Origin of the sequence: Streptomyces sp. NPDC014656 (genome assembly GCF_043084305.1) — a bacterium.
Taxonomy (GTDB): domain Bacteria; phylum Actinomycetota; class Actinomycetes; order Streptomycetales; family Streptomycetaceae; genus Streptomyces.
The window spans coordinates 304,430-321,118 of record NZ_JBIBZN010000004.1; the positions used below are offsets into that span (position 1 = coordinate 304,430).

16 protein-coding genes and 1 riboswitch are annotated in these 16,689 nt (G+C 75.0%); of the genes, 9 read left to right on the forward strand and 7 right to left on the reverse strand.

Features of this window, described 5'->3' with window-relative positions:
• Positions 1-207: 207 nt before the first annotated feature.
• Together ACF1ED_RS12075 and ACF1ED_RS12080 are read right to left on the reverse strand one after the other, a co-directional pair.
• The gene (locus ACF1ED_RS12075) at positions 208-996 is read right to left on the reverse strand and encodes a class I SAM-dependent methyltransferase (protein WP_391759261.1); all 789 of its coding nucleotides are present in this window, start codon (positions 994-996) and stop codon (positions 208-210) included.
• Positions 997-1,062: 66 nt separating this feature from the next.
• Positions 1,063-1,536, reverse strand: coding sequence for an SAV_6107 family HEPN domain-containing protein (locus tag ACF1ED_RS12080; protein ID WP_391759263.1), 474 nt, complete (start codon positions 1,534-1,536; stop codon positions 1,063-1,065).
• A gap of 260 nt (positions 1,537-1,796) precedes the next feature.
• Here ACF1ED_RS12080 and ACF1ED_RS12085 point away from each other — a divergent pair, with 260 nt between their 5' ends.
• From ACF1ED_RS12085 to ACF1ED_RS12105, 5 genes are all read left to right on the forward strand, one after another.
• The gene (locus ACF1ED_RS12085) at positions 1,797-2,639 is read left to right on the forward strand and encodes an ATP-binding cassette domain-containing protein (protein ID WP_391759761.1); all 843 of its coding nucleotides are present in this window, start codon (positions 1,797-1,799) and stop codon (positions 2,637-2,639) included.
• The gene (locus ACF1ED_RS12090) at positions 2,611-4,755 is read left to right on the forward strand and encodes a YhgE/Pip family protein (RefSeq protein WP_391759265.1); all 2,145 of its coding nucleotides are present in this window, start codon (positions 2,611-2,613) and stop codon (positions 4,753-4,755) included. The genes ACF1ED_RS12085 and ACF1ED_RS12090 overlap by 29 nt, the downstream gene beginning before the upstream one ends.
• A gap of 29 nt (positions 4,756-4,784) precedes the next feature.
• Positions 4,785-5,396 carry a TetR/AcrR family transcriptional regulator gene (locus tag ACF1ED_RS12095; RefSeq protein ID WP_391759267.1) on the forward strand — a complete coding sequence of 204 codons (612 nt, stop codon included), beginning with the start codon at positions 4,785-4,787 and terminating at the stop codon, positions 5,394-5,396.
• A gap of 317 nt (positions 5,397-5,713) precedes the next feature.
• The gene (locus tag ACF1ED_RS12100; RefSeq protein ID WP_391759269.1) at positions 5,714-6,352 is read left to right on the forward strand and encodes a DUF4126 domain-containing protein; all 639 of its coding nucleotides are present in this window, start codon (positions 5,714-5,716) and stop codon (positions 6,350-6,352) included.
• Between the two features lie 10 nt (positions 6,353-6,362).
• On the forward strand, positions 6,363-7,799 hold the full coding sequence (locus ACF1ED_RS12105) for a phytoene desaturase family protein (RefSeq protein ID WP_391759270.1): 1,437 nt from the start codon (positions 6,363-6,365) through the stop codon (positions 7,797-7,799).
• Between the two features lie 19 nt (positions 7,800-7,818).
• On the opposite strand, the gene ACF1ED_RS12110 is transcribed toward ACF1ED_RS12105, so the two are convergent.
• The 5 genes from ACF1ED_RS12110 to ACF1ED_RS12130 form a co-directional block, all read right to left on the reverse strand.
• Complete coding sequence (locus ACF1ED_RS12110; RefSeq protein ID WP_391759272.1) at positions 7,819-8,706, reverse strand: hypothetical protein; 888 nt, start codon at positions 8,704-8,706, stop codon at positions 7,819-7,821.
• A 54-nt stretch (positions 8,707-8,760) separates the two neighbouring features.
• Positions 8,761-9,675, reverse strand: coding sequence for a methylenetetrahydrofolate reductase [NAD(P)H] (metF, locus tag ACF1ED_RS12115; protein WP_391759274.1), 915 nt, complete (start codon positions 9,673-9,675; stop codon positions 8,761-8,763).
• A gap of 182 nt (positions 9,676-9,857) precedes the next feature.
• The gene (gene thiE / locus ACF1ED_RS12120) at positions 9,858-10,511 is read right to left on the reverse strand and encodes a thiamine phosphate synthase (protein ID WP_391759276.1); all 654 of its coding nucleotides are present in this window, start codon (positions 10,509-10,511) and stop codon (positions 9,858-9,860) included.
• Between the two features lie 72 nt (positions 10,512-10,583).
• Complete coding sequence (locus tag ACF1ED_RS12125) at positions 10,584-10,949, reverse strand: Rv2175c family DNA-binding protein (protein WP_391759278.1); 366 nt, start codon at positions 10,947-10,949, stop codon at positions 10,584-10,586.
• Positions 10,950-11,045: 96 nt separating this feature from the next.
• A complete protein-coding gene (locus tag ACF1ED_RS12130) occupies positions 11,046-12,269 on the reverse strand; it encodes an NAD(P)/FAD-dependent oxidoreductase (RefSeq protein WP_391759280.1) in 1,224 nt (407 codons plus the stop codon).
• Positions 12,270-12,352: 83 nt separating this feature from the next.
• Positions 12,353-12,466: riboswitch (TPP riboswitch) on the forward strand.
• Here ACF1ED_RS12130 and thiO point away from each other — a divergent pair.
• From thiO to pknB, 4 genes are all read left to right on the forward strand, one after another.
• Complete coding sequence (gene thiO, locus ACF1ED_RS12135; protein ID WP_391759284.1) at positions 12,464-13,651, forward strand: glycine oxidase ThiO; 1,188 nt, start codon at positions 12,464-12,466, stop codon at positions 13,649-13,651. It overlaps the preceding riboswitch by 3 nt.
• A complete protein-coding gene (gene thiS, locus ACF1ED_RS12140; protein WP_391759286.1) occupies positions 13,648-13,860 on the forward strand; it encodes a sulfur carrier protein ThiS in 213 nt (70 codons plus the stop codon). Before thiO ends, thiS begins: the two co-directional genes overlap by 4 nt.
• Before the next feature lie 5 nt (positions 13,861-13,865).
• A complete protein-coding gene (locus ACF1ED_RS12145; protein WP_391759288.1) occupies positions 13,866-14,660 on the forward strand; it encodes a thiazole synthase in 795 nt (264 codons plus the stop codon).
• 97 nt (positions 14,661-14,757) lie between these two features.
• Positions 14,758-16,686 carry a Stk1 family PASTA domain-containing Ser/Thr kinase gene (gene pknB / locus ACF1ED_RS12150; RefSeq protein ID WP_391759290.1) on the forward strand — a complete coding sequence of 643 codons (1,929 nt, stop codon included), beginning with the start codon at positions 14,758-14,760 and terminating at the stop codon, positions 16,684-16,686.
• Positions 16,687-16,689: the final 3 nt, after the last annotated feature.

The window sequence follows — 16,689 nt, forward strand, 5'->3', positions numbered from 1 at the left end:
GCCCCCGTGAAACCCGCCCTCAATACCGATCAGCCAATCCGGGCCGCCATGCGGTTCGGTTGGTGAGGCGTTGATTCCCCAGCCGTCCGCCCGTCATGCCGGATGGTTTCCCTCGATCATACGGCGCGAAGCCGCATATGGGGCGGCCTGTGGCAGAGCCGGGCCCGCACCTCCGAACGGGTGGCGCGGCCCCGGAGTTCCGCCGGATCAGACGGGCTTCTCGGCGAGCACGTGGAGCTGGGTGGCGATGGCGTGGAAGGCGGCCAGTTCGGCGGCGGCCTCCTCCAGCTTCAGGAGGGCCTCGGCGGCTCCGGGCTCGGTGTCGACGAGGACGCCGGGCACGAGGTCGGCGAAGATCCGCACGCCGTGGACGGCGGCCACGGAGAGGCCGGCCTCCTCGGCCAGTCCGGTGAGCTGCTCGGCGGTGAAGCGCCGGGGCACGGGGTCGCCGGCGCCCCAGCGGCCGTCGGGGTCGCCGAGCGCGGTCCGGGCCTCGGTGAAGTGTCCGGCGAGGGCGCGGGCGAGGACCGCGCCGCCGAGTCCGGCGCCGAGGAGGCTGAGCGCGCCGCCGGGGCGGAGCGCGGCCACCGTGTTCCGCACGCCCTCGGCGGGGTCGTCGACGTATTCCAGGACGCCGTGGCAGAGCACCACGTCGTAGGCGCCGCGCTCGGCCACGTCGAAGAGACCGCGGACGTCGCCCTGGACGCCGGTCACCAGGTCGGCGACCCCGGCCTCGGCGGCGCGGCGCTCCAGCGCGAAGAGCGCGTTGGGGCTGGGGTCGACCACGGTGACGCGGTGGCCGAGGCGGGCCGCCGGCACCGCGAAGTTGCCGGAGCCGCCGCCGGTGTCGAGGACGTCCAGGGCGGCCTTCCCGGTGCTCCCGACCCGGCGGTCGAGGGCGTCCTTGAGGACGTCCCAGACGACGGCGGTGCGCAGGGAGGCGCGCGACGGGCGCGACGACGCCTCGCGGCTGAAGACAGCGGATGGGTCCGGCACGGCTCTCGGCTCCTTCGTGACGGGTACGGACGTCCCCACCCTATGGCCTCCGGGGTGGGGTGCCGATCAACCGGCGACGCCGTCCGCCGGGGGCTGCCGGGGCAGCACCGGCTGGAGCACGAGCAGCCGCTCGACCAGGCGCAGGAAGTGGGCGGCGTCCCTGACCAGGTCGTCGGCCTCGCGCGGGGTCGCGGCCGCGGCGACCCCGGCTTCGGCGAGGGCCCGGCGCGGGGCCCCGGAGGCGAAGAGGACGCTCCACTCGGTGAGCTCGGGCGCGAGCTGCGGCAGCAGCTCCCAGGCGCTCCTTATGGCCTGGCGCCGGCGGGTCGGGGGCACGGGGCGGGCGCGGGCGGCGAGGACGGCGGCCGCCGCGCGCAGGGCGGCGAGGTGCGCGGTGGCATACCGCTCGTGGGGGCGGTCGAGGGCGGCGGCCTCGTCGAGCCCGGCGTGGGCCTTGGCGAGCAGGTCGAGGGCGGCGGGCGGGGCGGCGCTCCTGCGGGACACGGGGTGGACGTCGGCTGCTGCGAAAGGGCTGACCATGACGAGCCTCCTGTCGTCGGGTGACGGACTTGTCGCCGTCTGTGTCCATGGTGGAGGCGCCCACTGACAATCCGGCTGAGCTGGGGTTTTGCCAGCGAAGCGACTCGCGGGTAACTTTTGCACTGACCAGTCAGTTCAAAAGTGGGGAAGCGGGGGGTGGATCCGTGGGATCCGACGACCTGACCACACGGCCGTCTCCGGAGGACGCCGGCGGGGAGCCCGGCACCGGCCACGGCCCGGCGGCGCACGGCGCCGCGCTCGTGGCCGAGGGGCTGGGGCTCAAGGGCCCCCGGGGCTGGGCCTTCCGGGAGGTCTCCTTCCGCGCCGGGGCCGGGTCCCTGGTGGCGCTCGAAGGCCCGTCCGGCAGCGGCCGCACCTGTCTGCTGCTCGCGCTCACCGGGCGGATGAGGACCCACGAGGGCCACGCCGAGGTCGGCGGGCTGCCGCTGCCACGCCGGATGGCGGCCGTGCGCCGGATCGCCGCGCTCGGGCAGGTGCCCGGCGTGAGCGAGCTCGACCCGTCCCTCACGGTGGCCGAGCACCTGCGCGAGCGGGCGCTGCTCCAGCGCCGTTTCGACGGTTCGGTCCGCGCCCTGCTGCGCCGCCCCGGCGCCCGGGCCGCCGAGGCCGGGGCCCGGATCGACGAGGCCCTGGCGGCCGCCGGGCTGGACCCGGCCGCCCTGCCGAAGGGCGAGCGGACCTCCGTACGGGACCTGGAGCGCCTGGAGGCGCTGCGGCTGTCGATCGCGCTGGCCCTCATCGGCCGGCCGCGGCTGCTCGCCGTGGACGACACGGACCTGAAGCTGTCGGACGCCGACCGGGCCGAGGCCTGGGCGCTGCTGCGCGCGGTGGCCGACGCCGGCACCACCGTCCTCGCCGTCTGCAGCGAGGCCCCGGCCGGCGCCCTGCGCATCACCACGGTCGGCGCCGACACGAGGCCCGACCGGGACGCGGAGCCCACCGCGGACACCCCGGGGCCCGACCAGGACGCGAAGACCACCGCGAAGACCGCGACGGCCGGTCCGGACACGGGAACCACCGCCGAAGACGACATCACCGAGGAGGGGGCGGACGATGCGCTCGCCGAAACTGGCCGCGCTTGAGCTGAGGCGCTTCGGGAGGGGGAAGCTGCCGCGCGCCGCGCTCGTCGCGGTCCTGCTGCTGCCGCTGCTGTACGGCGCCCTGTACCTGTACTCGTTCTGGGACCCGTACAGCAGGCTCGACCGGCTGCCCGTGGCCCTCGTCGACGAGGACCGCGGCGCCACCGCCGACGGCAAGCGGATCACCGCCGGCGCGGACCTCACGGAGGGGCTGCTGGAGAGCAGGACCTTCGAGTGGCACCGGGTCGGCGACGCGGAGGCGCGCAAGGGCGTCGAGGACGGCACGTACTACCTGTCCCTGACCGTGCCCGCCGACTTCAGCGAGCGGATCGCCTCCAGTTCCGGGGACTCCCCCGAGACCGGCGCCCTGAAGGTCCGGACGAACGACTCCAACAACTACATCGTCGGCCAGATCTCGCGGACGGTCTTCTCCGAGGTGCGCACCGCCGCGTCCACGAAGTCCTCCCGGACCTTCCTCGACAAGATCTTCATCTCCTTCTCCGACATCCACGAGGCCACCGCCGAGGCCGCCAAGGGCGCGGCCGACCTCAAGAAGGGCGTGGACAAGGCCAAGAAGGGGTCCAAGGACCTCTCCGACGGCCTGACCGACGCCAAGACCGGCAGCAGCGACCTGGCCTCCGGCCTGAAGAAGCTGGACAAGGGCTCCAAGGACGTCCAGACCGGCACGCGCAAGGTCGCGAACGGCACCCAGTCGCTCGCCGACAAGGTCAACGGCACCGCGGACAAGGTCCGCCCCTACCTGGCGAACAACGGCAAGTCGATCCGCGACACCGCCAAGCTGGTCTCCGACTCGGCCACCGCCGCCCGCAACGACCTGGAGGACCTGGTCCGCCGCGCCCCGGTGCTGCGCACCGCCGCCCACAAGGCGGCCGACACGCTCTCCCGGCTGCACCGCGAGTCCTGCGCGAAGCCCGGCACCGCTCCGCCGATCGAGCTGCCCGAGGGCGTGACCCTGCCCGAGGGCTTCGCCCTCCCCGACAACAAGGAGTTCTGCGCCGCCCTGAAGGAGGCGTCGACCAACGCCGGGGACGTCGCGACCGTCGCGGACGACGTGCACGAGCTGACCGGGAGCGGCAAGGGCGATCTGAAGACGCTCGACACGCGGCTGAAGAAGCTCAAGAAGGAGGCCGACGAGCTGGCCGCCCGCGCCCCGCACCTGGACGAGGACGTCGAGGACGCCATCCGGAAGATCAACGAACTCAACAGGGGCGCGAAGAAGGTCGCCGACGGCGCCGAGCGGCTGCACACCGGCGTCACCGGCGCCCGCGCGGGCTCGGTCAGCCTGGACAGCGGGGTCGGCCGGCTCAAGAAGGGCGCCGGCGACCTCGACGGCGGCCTGTTCAAGCTGGCCGACGGCTCCGGCTCGCTCGCCACCGGGCTCAAGGACGGCGTCGACCAGATCCCGGACTACGACAAGGACGAGCGCGACCGGCGCACCGAGGTCATGGCCGACCCGGTGAAGCTGGCCGCCCAGTCGCTCCACAAGGCGCCGAACTACGGCACGGGCTTCGCCCCGTACTTCATCCCGCTCTCCCTCTGGGTCGGCGCGATGGTCGCCTACATGATCATCCAGCCGATGAACCGGCGGGCCCTCGCGGCGGGCGCCTCCGCCTGGCGGATCGCGCTGGCCGGCTGGTTCCCGGTGGCGGCGATCGGCGTCCTCCAGGTCGGCGCGCTCCTCTCCGTCCTGCACTGGGGCCTCGGCCTGGAGATGGCGAGGGCGGCCGGCACGGTCGGCTTCCTCGCCCTGGTGACCTGCTGCTTCGCCGCGATCATCCAGTGGCTCAACGCCCGCTTCGGCGCGGCCGGCCGGATCCTGGTGCTCGCGCTGCTCATGGTCCAGCTGACCTCGGCGGGCGGCACCTACCCGGTGCAGACCAGCCCGGGCTTCTTCAACGCCGTCCACCCCTTCCTGCCGATGACCCACGTGGTCGACGCGCTGCGCCGGCTCATCAGCGGCGGCGGGCTCGGTCCGGTCTGGGAGGCCGTCGCCGTCCTCACCGCCTTCACCCTGGGCGCGCTCGCCCTGACCGCGGTCTCCGCGCGGCGCAAGCAGGTGTGGACGCTGGACCGGCTGCACCCCGAACTGTCCCTGTGACCCGCGCCGCCTCTGTGAGAATCGATCCCATGGAAAGCAGCAGCACCCGGCGCCAGGCCACCCGCGCCAAGCTCTACGAGGCGGCCGTCACCCTCATCGCCGAGCAGGGTTTCTCGGCCACGACGGTCGACGAGATCGCCGAGCGGGCCGGGGTGGCCAAGGGCACGGTCTACTACAACTTCAAGAGCAAGACCGAGCTCTTCGAGGAGCTGCTGCGCCACGGCGTCTCCCTCCTCACCGCCTCCTTGCGGACGGCGGCCGAGGAGACCGCGGCGGCGGGCGGCAGCCGGACGGCCGCACTGGACGCGATGATCCGGGCCGGCCTCGTCTTCATCGACCGCTACCCGGCCTTCACCCAGCTGTACGTGGCCGAGCTCTGGCGCACCAACCGCGCCTGGAACTCCACGCTCCTGGTGGTCCGCCAGGAAGCCGTCGCCGTCGTGGAGGGCGTGCTGCGCGAGGGCGTCGAGGCGGGCGAGCTGAGCGAGGAGATCGACGTCCAGCTGACGGCGGCGGCCCTGGTCGGCATGGTCCTGGTCGCCGCCCTGGACTGGAAGGCCTTCCAGAGCGAGCGCTCCCTCGACGACGTGCACGCGGCGCTGTCGCTGCTGCTGCACGGGCGCGTGGGCGGGCGCGGCTGAGCCGGTACGCGACCCGGACGAGGAGAAGGAACGACGGGCAGGAACGACGAGAAGCGCCGGTCCCGCGAGGCTCGATCCCCCCGAGCCACGCCGGACCGGCGCTTCCTTCGTACACCCCCGTGCACGTCCCCCGTGCCGGCAGGCGCACGGCCCCGTTCCGCCGCCCCGTGCCGGCGGTTCCGGAGCCGTGCCCCTTCCGTGGGCTCCACTCTCTCCTCCGGACGGCCCCTCCCCCATCCGCGCGCGTACTCATCTCGGCGTCTGAGTACACGTACTCAGTCGTGACGTACGGGCGCGGCCTCGTTACGATCGCGAGCGTGTCCGTACTCCCCCTGGTCTTCACGAGCGGCTGGGCGAGCGGGATCAACGCCTACGCGGTGGTCCTGCTCCTCGGTGTCTTCGGCGCGACCGGGCTCACCGACGAGGTGCCCGAGGCGCTCCAGCGCACGGACGTGCTGATCGTGGCCGGCGTGCTGTTCCTGTGCGAGGCCGTCGCGGACAAGATCCCGTACGTGGACAACGTCTGGGACTCCGTCCACACCGTGATCCGGCCGGTCGCAGGCGCCGTGGTGGCGGCCCTGCTGGCGGGCGAGAGCGGTTCGCTGCCCGAGCTGGCGGCGGGGGCGATCGGCGGTTCGACGGCGCTGATGAGCCATCTGGTCAAGGCGGGGACGCGGATGGCGGTGAACACCTCGCCGGAGCCGTTCTCCAACATCGCGATCAGCACGGGCGAGGACCTCGCGGTCGCCGGTGTCATCACCTTCGCGATATTCCATCCGGTGGCGGCGGCGGTGATCGCCGCCGTGCTGCTGGCGCTCGGCGTGTGGCTGCTGGTCTTCCTGGCCTCCCGGATCCGGCGCTTCCTGCGCCGCCGGGCGCAGCGCCGCGAGGAGCGCAGGCCGGCCTCGGCGGAGGGCGGCCCACCTGCGGACCGCTCTGTCGGCGGGGGCCGATAGGGTCCCTGACATGGGACGGATTGTGGTGATCGGCGCGGGTCTCGGCGCCATGTCGGCGGCGGCGCGGCTCGCGGTCGCCGGACACACGGTGACGGTGTACGAGCGGTCCTCGACGTACGGCGGGGCGGTGGGCCGCTTCGAGCGCGACGGCTTCGCCTTCGACACCGGACCCGGGCTGCTGCACCTGCCCGCGGTCTACCGCGATCTCTTCGTGAAGACGGGGAAGAAGCCGCTGGAGGAGTGTGTCGGGCTGCGCCAGGTCGATCCGGCCGCCCGGCACGTCTTCGCCGACGGCATCCGCGTGGACCTGCCGAACGCCTCCCGGGCCGGCACGGTCGCCGCGCTGGACGCGGCGCTCGGCGCGGGCGCGGGCGAGCGCTGGGGCGACTTCCTGACGCGGGCCCGCGAGGCGTGGGACCGCACCCGGCGCCCGCTCCTGGAGGAGCCGCAGCCCGCCGACCCGAAGGCGCTCGCCCAGGAGCCGTATCCGGCGCTCAAGGCGGGGCTCCTGCGCCGTCCGACGCGGTCGCTGGCCCAGGTCGGCGAGCGGGAGCTGAAGGACCCCCGGTTGATCGCGCTGCTCGACTCCTACGCGGAGGCGTACGGCTTCCCGGCGTCCTCCGCCCCGGCGTCCGCCGCCGTGCTGCCGTACATGGAGCAGACCTTCGGCAGCTGGTACGTGGCGGGCGGCATCCGGGCGCTCGCGGACGCGGTGTACGAGCGCTGCCGGGAGCGGCGGGTGGAGTTCGTCTTCGACGCGGCCGTGGACGAGGTCCTGACCGAGGCCGGGCGGGCGGTGGGCGTCCGGCTGTCCGGTGGCGAGACCGTCGAGGCCGACCACGTGGTGTCCGGGGCCCCGCTGCCGGCGCTCCCCCACGGTGAGGTGCCGCCTCGCCACCAGGCGAACGGGACGAGCCGGGTGACGGTCTGTCTGGCCCTGCGCGGCCCCCGGGAGGCGGGGGCGGTCCACCGGACCGTCGTGCACGCGGAGGGCGGGCGGCCGACCGTGACGGTGCTGCGGCCGGACGACCCGGCGCTGCGTCCGGGGGGTGCCTACGAGGCGGTGACGGTCACGGCGACCGTGCGGACCTCCGGTGAGCGGGAGTGGGAGCCCTTCGCCGGCCGGATGGCCGGGACGGCCCTCCCCGACCGGATGGTCGAGGCGGCCGAGCGTGCGGTGCCGGGGCTCGCGGAGCGGCTGCTGTGGCGGCACGTCCGCACGCCGGAGGACGTACGGGCGGCGACCGGGTCGGCCGAGGTCCCGGGTCCGGCGCTGGCGGACGCGGGCGGGGAGTGGCTGCCCGCGCCCAGCCTCTCCCCCGTCCCCGGCCTCTACTTCGCCGGCGGCTGGTCGCACCCCGGCGGCGGGCTCGCCCACGCGGGCATGTCGGGCGCTCTGGTGGCCGGGCTGATCGTGGAGGGCGCGGAGTTCCGCGGCTCGCGGTGAGCCGGTCCGCCCCGTCGGCTCAGTAGCGGTACTGGGACTGCTCGTCCGGGTGCGGCTCGTAGCCGTACTGCCCCGGGGCGTGGGCCTGGGGCGGCTGCTCGTCGGTGTCGCGCTGCTGCGGGACCCAGACGCCGCCGGGCGGGGTGTCGTAGCTGTACGAGGGGGCGTAGGGGTCGCCGTAGTACGACGTGTACTGCTGGCCGTCGGTGCCGGGGCCGATGTACGGGTCGGAGTAGGCGGCGTACTGCTGCGGGGCGCCCGCGGTGCCGTAGTCGTAGCCGGGCTGCTGCTCGTAGCCGGCGGCGTAGGTGTCGTACGCGGGGGCGTCCTGGCCGGCGGGGGCGTAGCCGCCGGTGCCGTAGCCGGTGGTGTCGTACGCGCCGGTGTCCTGGGCGCCCGGGTCGTAGCCGCCGTACGCGGGGGCCTGCTGGGCCTGGTCGTGCTGCCCGCCGTAGACGCCGTACTGGCCGGTGTCCTCGGGCAGGGGCTGCGGCTCGTAGACGGAGTCCGGGCCTGCCCCCGCGCGCAGTTCCTCGGCGTCGGGGCCGGGGGCGCGTGCCGCGTCGGCGTCCTCGTAGGCGAGGCCGGAGACCTCCAGGGTGGGGCCGGCCCCCGGTTCCGTGCCCGCCTTGCGGCGGCGGCTGGCGCCGGGGCGGCCGCCGATCGCCCAGCCGGTGGAGAAGCCGCGGCGGAAGGAGAGGGTCACGAAGGTCTGGCCGACGGCGAAGGCGACGGCGCCGGCGATGATGACCGCCACCGAGGGCAGCAGCACGCCGGCGACCACGCCGAGGAAGCCGCAGAAGGCGAGGATCCGCCAGCGCAGCCGTGCCTTGTACTGGAGGAGCACTTCGCCCAGCAGCCAGAGCGCCACCAAGCCGAACGCGATGTAGAGGACCGTCCACCCCATGCCCCGCAGCCCCTCTCTACGGCCACCGCCGCGGGTCGGGGCGGGTGTGACCGGTCAGGACTGCTGGTGCAGTCCGAGATTCTCGTAGATCTCGAGCGTCGCGGTGGAGCTGTTGAGCGTGATGAAGTGCAGTCCGGGGACGCCCTCGGCCAGCAGCCGCGCGCAGAACTCCGTCGCGAACTCGATACCGATGGAGCGTACAGCGGCGGGATCGTCCTTGACCGCGAGGATGCGTTCTTTCACGTCGGCGGGGAAGGCCGCGTTGCTGAGCTGGGGCAGCCGGTCGAGCGTCTTCACGTTCACGACGGGCATGACCTCGGGGATGATCGGGGTCTCGCAGCCGGCCTTCTCGACGCTGTCGCGGAGCCGCAGGTAGTTCTCCGGGTCGAAGAACATCTGGGTCACCGCGTAGTCGGCGCCCGCCCGGCACTTGTCGACGAAGTGCCGGATGTCGGTGTCCCGGTCGGCGGACCGGGGGTGCATCTCGGGGAAGGCGGCGACGCCCACGCAGAAGTCGCCGGACTCCTTGATGAGACGGACCAGGTCGGCGGCGTAGCGGACGCCCTCGGGGTGCTCGACCCAGTCGCCCAGCGGGTCGCCGGGCGGGTCGCCGCGCAGCGCGAGCATGTTGCGGATGCCGGCGTCGGCGTACTGCCCGAGGACGTTGCGCAGCTCGGCGACCGAGTGGTCGACGGCGGTGAGGTGGGCGACCGGGGTGAGGGTGGTGTCCGAGGCGATCTTCTGGGTGGCCTTGACGGTGCCGCCGCGGGTGGAGCCGCCGGCGCCGTAGGTCACGGAGACGAAGCTGGGGCCGACGGCCTCGACGCGGCGCATGGCGTTCCAGAGGACCTGCTCGCCCTTGGCCGTCCGGGGTGCGTAGAACTCGAAGGAGTACGACGTCCCGGAGGCGAGGATCTCGCGGACCGTGCGGGCTCGGTCCGTACGGACGGAAGCGGTTCCAAGGGCCATACGGGCAGGTTAGACGGGGTCCAGGGAGGCGCGGAAACCGCGTCCGAGTACTGGACACCTTTTCGGACACCGGTGCGAGACGGAACCGGCCCCTCCGGGCCCGGCCGGGCGGGGCCGACGGGGCCGTGTGCCGTGGGGCCGCGCGCCGGAGCCGTGCGCCGCGCGGCCGTCCGGCGGGGCCGTCAGGCTCCGGCCCGCTCCCGGACGCGCGCGGCGAGGGAGGCGGCGGCCGCGGCCGGGTCGTCGGCCTCGGTGAGCGCGCGGACCACGACGATCCGGCGGGCCCCGGCGTCCAGCACCTCGTCCAGGTTGGTCCCGTCGATGCCGCCGATGGCGAACCAGGGGCGGTCCTGGGCGAGGCCCGCCGCGTACCGCACCAGGTCGAGGCCGGGGGCGTACCGGCCGGGCTTGGTGGGGGTGGGCCAGCAGGGGCCGGTGCAGAAGTAGTCGACGCCGGGCTCGGCGGCGGCCGCGGCCACCTCGGACTCGGCGTGGCAGGAGCGGCCGATCAGCACCTCGTCGCCGAGGATCGCGCGGGCCGCGGGGACGGGCAGGTCGCCCTGGCCGAGGTGGAGGACGTCGGAGCCGATGGCGTGGGCGACGTCAGCCCGGTCGTTCACGGCGAGGAGCTTGCCGTGGCGGCGGCAGGCGTCGGCGAGGACGGCGAGGTGCTCCAGCTCCTCGCCGGCCTCCATGCCCTTGTCGCGGAGCTGCACGACGTCCACGCCGGAGGAGAGCACGGCGTCGAGGAAGTCGGGCAGGTCGCCCTGGCGCTTCCGGGCGTCGGTGCACAGGTAGAGCCGGGCGTCGGCGAGCCGCTCACGAGGCGTGGGCATGGTGGTTCCCCCGTCGGGTGGCGCCGGTGCCGCGGCGCGGGGCCGCGGCACCGGCGGTGGTGGTCCGGTGGTTCAGAGGGCGAGCGCCTGGGCCCGGCGCTTCACCTCCGTGCCGCGATTCTCGCCGAGGGCCTGCGCGGGGGTGCCGGGCAGGGTCGGGTCCGCGGTGAAGAGCCACTCCAGCATCTCCTCGTCGGAGAAGCCGTCGTCCCGCAGGAGCGTCAGGGTGCCGGCGAGGCCCTTGACGACCTTGTCGTCCTGGATGAAGGCGGCGGGCACCTGGAGGGCGTTGTTCTCCCCGCGGCGCACGGCGATCAGCTGGCCCTCCTTCACCAGCTGCCGCACCCGCGTCACCTCGACGTCGAGCATCTCCGCGATGTCGGGGAGGTAGAGCCAGGCGGGGACGAGAGCATCGATGTTTGCGTCAATCTCGGTCACGGGACAAGCCTGCCATCCGGGACCGGCGGCCGGTAGTCGGGCCCGCCCCGCCCGCCTCCGTACGGGGGTGCTACCGGACCGCCGGCTCCAGGCGCGCTACCGGACCGCCGACTTCAGCGGGACGCCCGGGTCTGCGACGCGCTCGGGGTCGACGGGGGTGCCGGCCTCGATGAGCCTGCGCCCCTGGGCGAGGTCGCGGGGGCGGCCGACGGCGAGCAGCGCGACGGGCACTCCGGCGCGCAGCCAGAGCACCGACCAGGAGGCGCCGGACGAATCGCCGCGCCGCACCAGCGCGTCGGCGCCCGCGTGGTGGCCGGCGTACTGGACGAAGCGGCCGAACTGCTCGGACCAGAAGTACGGGACGGGGTCGTACGGCTCCGGGGCGGGGCCGTCGGCGCCGGTGAGGTCGGCGGCGACCGTGCGGGGGCCCTGGAGGGCGTTGTCCCAGTGGTGGACGAGGAGCCGCTCCCCGTAGCGGGCGGAGGGGAAGGAGGCGCAGTCGCCGACCGCGTACACGTCGGGCAGGGAGGTGCGCAGCCGGTCGTCGGCGGTGACGGCGCCGCTCGGGTCGAGGGCGATGCCGGAGCCGGCGAGCCAGCCGGTGGCGGGCCGGGCGCCGATGCCGACGACGACGGCGTCGGCGGGCAGTTCGCGGCCGTCGGCGAGGACGACGGCGCCGGGCCTGACGGTCTCCACGCGCGCGTGGGTGAGGAGTTCGGCGCCGCTCTCGGCGTACCAGCCGGCCATGGCGGTGGTGACCTCGTCGGGCAGGGCGCCGGCCAGCGGGAGGGCGGCGGCCTCGACGACGGTGACGGCGCAGCCGGCCTCGCGGGCGGCGGTGGCGAACTCGGCGCCGATCCAGCCGGCGCCGACCACGACGACGGAGCCGCCGCCGGCGAGGACGGGCCCGAGGCGGACGGCGTCGTCGAGGGTGCGCAGCAGGTGGACGCCGGGGACGCCCTCGGTGCCGGGGAGGGTGAGCGGGTGGGCGCCGGTGGCGATGACGAGGGCGTCGTACGGGAAGCGGCCCTCCTCGGTGACGAGCTCGCGCTCGGCGGGGCGCAGTCCGGTGACGTCGAGGCCGAGGCGGAGGTCGACGCCGAGGGACTCGAAGTCGACGTCGAAGGCGGAGTGCTCGGCCTTGCCGAGGAGGACGGCCTTGGACAGCGGGGGCCGGTCGTAGGGCTGGTGGGGTTCGGCGCCGATGAGGGTGACGGGACCCTCGAAGCCCTGTTCGCGCAGGGCGACGGCGGTCTGTACGCCCGCCATGCCCGCGCCGACGATCACGACGTGCCGCTGGGTCTGCTTCTGCTCGCTCACCCGCCCACCTTACGCATCTGACGGCCCGTCAGGAAGGGAGGTCCCCTGCGGCGCCCCGCCGGCGGGGGCTAGGGTGGCGGGCACACACCACTCGCGGGAGCCCGGACGCACCGGGCTGAGAGGGAGGCTGGCCGGCCTCCGACCGTACGAACCTGATCCGGGTCATGCCGGCGAAGGGAGGGGCGGCGACGCCCATGCGTTCTTCCGACAGCACCGACACGAACACCACCGACGTCCTCGTGGTCGGCGGCGGCGTCATCGGCCTGGTCACGGCCTGGCGGGCGGCCCTGCGCGGGCTGACCGTCGCGGTCGTCGACCCCGAGCCGGGCGGCGGCGCCGCGCGCGTCGCGGCCGGCATGCTCGCCGCGGTCACCGAACTGCACTACGGCGAGGAGACCCTGCTCGGGCTCAACCTCGCCTCCGCCGCGCGCTACCCCGCCTTCGTCGCCGAGCTGGAGGAGGCCACCGGCCTCGACGTCGGCTACCGCGCCTGCGGCACCCTCGCGGTGGCGCTCGACGCCGACGACCGCGCCCACCTGCGCGAGCTGCACGCCCTCCAGACCCGCTGCGGGCTCGCCTCCACCTGGCTGTCCGGCCGCGAGTGCCGCCGCCTCGAACCCATGCTGGCGCCCGGGGTGCGCGGCGGGCTCCGGGTGGACGGCGACCACCAGGTGGACCCCCGCCGGCTGGCCGCCGCGCTGCTCGTCGCCTGTGAGCGGGCCGGGGTGGTCCTGCGCCGGGCCGTCGCGGAGCGGCTCGTGGTGACCGGCGACCGGGCGCGCGGCGTCGTCCTCGGCGACGGCACCGAGCTGGCCGCGGACCGGACCGTCCTCGCGGCGGGCAGCCTCAGCGGCCGGCTGGCGGGCGTGCCCCCGGCGGTCCTGCCGCCGGTCCGCCCGGTGAAGGGCCAGGTCCTGCGGCTGCGGATCCCCGCCCCGTACGCCCCCTTCCTCTCCCGCACCGTCCGGGCCGTGGTCCGGGGCAGCCACGTCTACCTGGTGCCGCGCGAGAACGGCGAGCTGGTCGTCGGCGCCACCAGCGAGGAGCTGGGCTGGGACACCACGGTGACCGCGGGCGGGGTGTACGAGCTGCTGCGCGACGCCCACGAGCTGGTCCCCGGCCTCACCGAGCTGCCGCTCACCGAGACCCTGGCCGGGTTGCGCCCCGGCTCCCCCGACAACGCGCCGCTGCTCGGCCCGAGCGCCCTGCCCGGCCTCCTCCTGGCCACCGGCCACTACCGCAACGGGATCCTCCTCACCCCCGTCACCGGCGACGTCATGGCGGAGGCGCTGACCACCGGCGTCCTCCCCGACGAGGCCCGCCCCTTCTCCCCCCGCCGTTTCCCCACCGCTCTGCCCGTACGTCAGGAGCAGCCCGCATGAACGCGTCCGTGACCGTCTCCGTGAACGGCGAGCCGCGCGCGCTCGCCGCCCCCGCCTCCCTGGCCTCCCTGGTCGCCGGGCTCACCGCGGCCCCCGCCGGGGTCGCCGCCGCCGTCAACGAGACGGTGGTGCCGCGCGGCGAGTGGGCGGCGACGCTGCTCGCCGACGGCGACCGGGTCGAGGTGCTGACCGCGGTGCAGGGGGGCTGAGCGCGATGTCCGACGACACCTTCGTCCTCGGCGGTACGGAGTTCTCCTCCCGGCTCATCATGGGCACCGGCGGCGCCCCCAGCCTGGACGTCCTCGAACGCTCCCTGGCGGCGAGCGGCACCGAGCTGACCACCGTCGCCATGCGCCGCCTCGACCCGACCGTGCAGGGCTCGGTCCTCTCCGTCCTGGACCGGCTCGGCATCCGCGTCCTGCCGAACACGGCGGGCTGCTACACGGCGGGCGAGGCCGTCCTCACCGCCCGGCTCGCCCGGGAGGCGCTGGGCACCGACTGGGTCAAGCTGGAGGTGGTGGCCGACGAGCGGACCCTCCTCCCGGACGGGGTGGAGCTCCTCGACGCCGCCGAGACCCTGGTGGACGACGGCTTCACCGTCCTCCCCTACACCAACGACGACCCGGTCCTGGCCCGGAAGCTGGAGGACGTCGGCTGCGCGGCGATCATGCCGCTCGGCTCCCCCATCGGCTCCGGCCTCGGCATCCGCAACCCGCACAACTTCGAGCTGATCGTGGAGCGGGCCGGCGTCCCGGTGATCCTCGACGCCGGCGCGGGCACCGCCTCGGACGCGGCGCTCGCGATGGAGCTGGGGTGCGCGGCGGTGATGCTCGCCTCGGCGGTGACCCGCGCGCAGGAGCCGGTCCTGATGGCCTCGGCGATGCGGCACGCGGTCGAGGCGGGCCGGCTGGCCCGCCGCGCGGGCCGCATCCCCCGCCGCCACTTCGCGGAGGCGTCCTCCCCCACGGAGGGCCGCGCCCGCCTCGACCCGGAGCGCCCCGCCTTCTGACCCCGCCCGGGCGCCGGGGCGCGGGGTACGTCACAAGCGTGCTGCGGTCGGCCCCGGGGGGCGGGCCGCGTCCGTACCGGCTCGTAGACTCGACGCCGTGGACACGACCCTTCAGGACCCCCTCGTCGGGCGGCTGCTCGACGGCCGCTACCGCGTCGACGCGCGCATCGCCGTCGGCGGGATGGCCACGGTCTACCGGGCCGTGGACACCCGTCTCGACCGCGTCCTCGCGCTCAAGGTGATGCACCCCGCCCTGGCGGCCGACGCCGTCTTCGTCGAGCGGTTCATCCGCGAGGCGAAGTCCGTCGCCCGCCTCGCGCACCCGAACGTGGTCGCCGTCTTCGACCAGGGCGCCGAGGGCGCCTACGTCTACCTGGCGATGGAGTACGTCTCCGGGTGCACCCTCCGGGACGTGCTCCGCGAGCGCGGCGCCCTCCAGCCCCGCGCCGCCCTGGACGTCCTGGAGCCGGTGCTCGCCGCGCTCGGCGCCGCGCACCGGGCCGGGTTCGTGCACCGGGACATGAAGCCGGAGAACGTGCTGATAGGGGACGACGGCCGGGTCAAGGTCGCCGACTTCGGGCTCGTCCGGTCCGTCAACTCGGCGACCGCCACCACAGGGGCGGTCCTCGGCACCGTCTCGTACCTCGCCCCCGAGCAGATCGAGCACGGCACCGCCGACACCCGCGCCGACGTGTACGCCTGCGGCGTCGTCCTGTACGAGATGCTGACGGGCGCCAAGCCGCACTCCGGCGACACCCCGGCCCAGGTGCTCTACCAGCACCTGAACACCGACGTGCCGGCCCCGTCCGCCGCCGTCCCCGGGCTGCCGCCGGAGCTGGACGAGCTGGTCGCCGCCGCGACCGCCCGCGACCCCGAGGCCCGCCCGCACGACGCCGTGGCCCTGCTCGCCCGGGCCCGGGAGGCGCGGGCGGCGCTCACCGACGCGCAACTGGACGCGGTGCCGCCGCGGGCCCGCGCCGAGGAGCGGGACACCGGCGAGGACCGCACCAGCGTGATCGCCCGCCCGGTGCCCTCGGCCGAGGCCGCCGACCCGCACGCGGTGCAGCACACCAGCCGCCTCGCGACCCCCGCGCCCCCGCCGCCCGGCGCGGGCGCGGGCCGCACCCGCCGCCGGCCCGTCCCGCGCGGCCCGCTCATGATCGTCCTCGGCGTGCTGCTCGTCCTGGGCCTCGGCGGCGGCGTCTGGTACATCAACGCCGGCCAGTTCACCCGCGTCCCCGCCGTCCTCGGCCAGACCGAGGAGGCGGCCGGCAAGCGGCTGGCCGACGCCGGTCTGGAGCTGGGCACGACGAAGCGCGCCTTCAGCGACGTGTACGAGCGGGGCACCGTGATGGGCGTCGACCCGGCTCCCGGCGAGCGGGTCCGCAGCCACACCACCGTCACGCTCACCCTCTCCCGCGGCCCGGAGATCGTGAAGGTGCCCAACCTGCGGAACAAGCCGCTCGACGAGGCGAAGCGGATCCTCACGGAGCAGGGCCTCGCCCCCGGCGTGGTGTCCACCGCCTTCAGCACGACCGTCGCCCAGGGCGCGGTGATCGGCTCCGACCCGGAGCCGGGCACCGAGCGGGCCCCGGACTCGGCCGTCGCCCTCGTGGTCAGCAAGGGCGCGCCCGTCGACGTCCCCGACGTGACCGGCGAGACCGTCGCCGACGCCACCGCCGCCCTCCAGGAGGCCGGGCTCAAGGTCACCGTCGCGCCGGAGCGGGTGCACTCCGCCGAGGCCGCCGGCTCGGTCGCCGCCCAGTCCCTCGCCGAGGGCAGCCGCGCCGCGAAGGGCGACGCGGTCACCCTGACGGTCTCCAAGGGCCCGCGCCCCGTCGAGGTCCCGGACGTGCTCGGCATGACGACCGACGAGGCCCGGACGGCGCTGGAGGAAGCCGGTTTCGAGGTGAAGGTCGAGAAGTCCTTCCCCTTCCTCGGCAACGAGGTCACGGGCCAGTCCGTGGAGGGCGGGACGACCGCCCCGGAGGGCTCCACCGTCACCGTCACGATCAAGGGAATCTGAGAG

Bases quoted from the DNA above. Each gene is read 5' to 3' on its own strand.
- ACF1ED_RS12105 (WP_391759270.1), top strand. From the start codon at position 6,363: ATGGGACGGATTGTGGTGATCGGCGCGGGTCTCGGCGCCATGTCGGCG.
- ACF1ED_RS12080 (WP_391759263.1), bottom strand. From the start codon at position 1,536: ATGGTCAGCCCTTTCGCAGCAGCCGACGTCCACCCCGTGTCCCGCAGG.
- ACF1ED_RS12110 (WP_391759272.1), bottom strand. From the start codon at position 8,706: ATGGGGTGGACGGTCCTCTACATCGCGTTCGGCTTGGTGGCGCTCTGG.
- thiO (WP_391759284.1), top strand. From the start codon at position 12,464: ATGCGTTCTTCCGACAGCACCGACACGAACACCACCGACGTCCTCGTG.
- ACF1ED_RS12090 (WP_391759265.1), top strand. From the start codon at position 2,611: ATGCGCTCGCCGAAACTGGCCGCGCTTGAGCTGAGGCGCTTCGGGAGG.
- metF (WP_391759274.1), bottom strand. From the start codon at position 9,675: ATGGCCCTTGGAACCGCTTCCGTCCGTACGGACCGAGCCCGCACGGTC.
- ACF1ED_RS12095 (WP_391759267.1), top strand. From the start codon at position 4,785: ATGGAAAGCAGCAGCACCCGGCGCCAGGCCACCCGCGCCAAGCTCTAC.
- thiE (WP_391759276.1), bottom strand. From the start codon at position 10,511: ATGCCCACGCCTCGTGAGCGGCTCGCCGACGCCCGGCTCTACCTGTGC.
- thiS (WP_391759286.1), top strand. From the start codon at position 13,648: ATGAACGCGTCCGTGACCGTCTCCGTGAACGGCGAGCCGCGCGCGCTC.
- ACF1ED_RS12145 (WP_391759288.1), top strand. From the start codon at position 13,866: ATGTCCGACGACACCTTCGTCCTCGGCGGTACGGAGTTCTCCTCCCGG.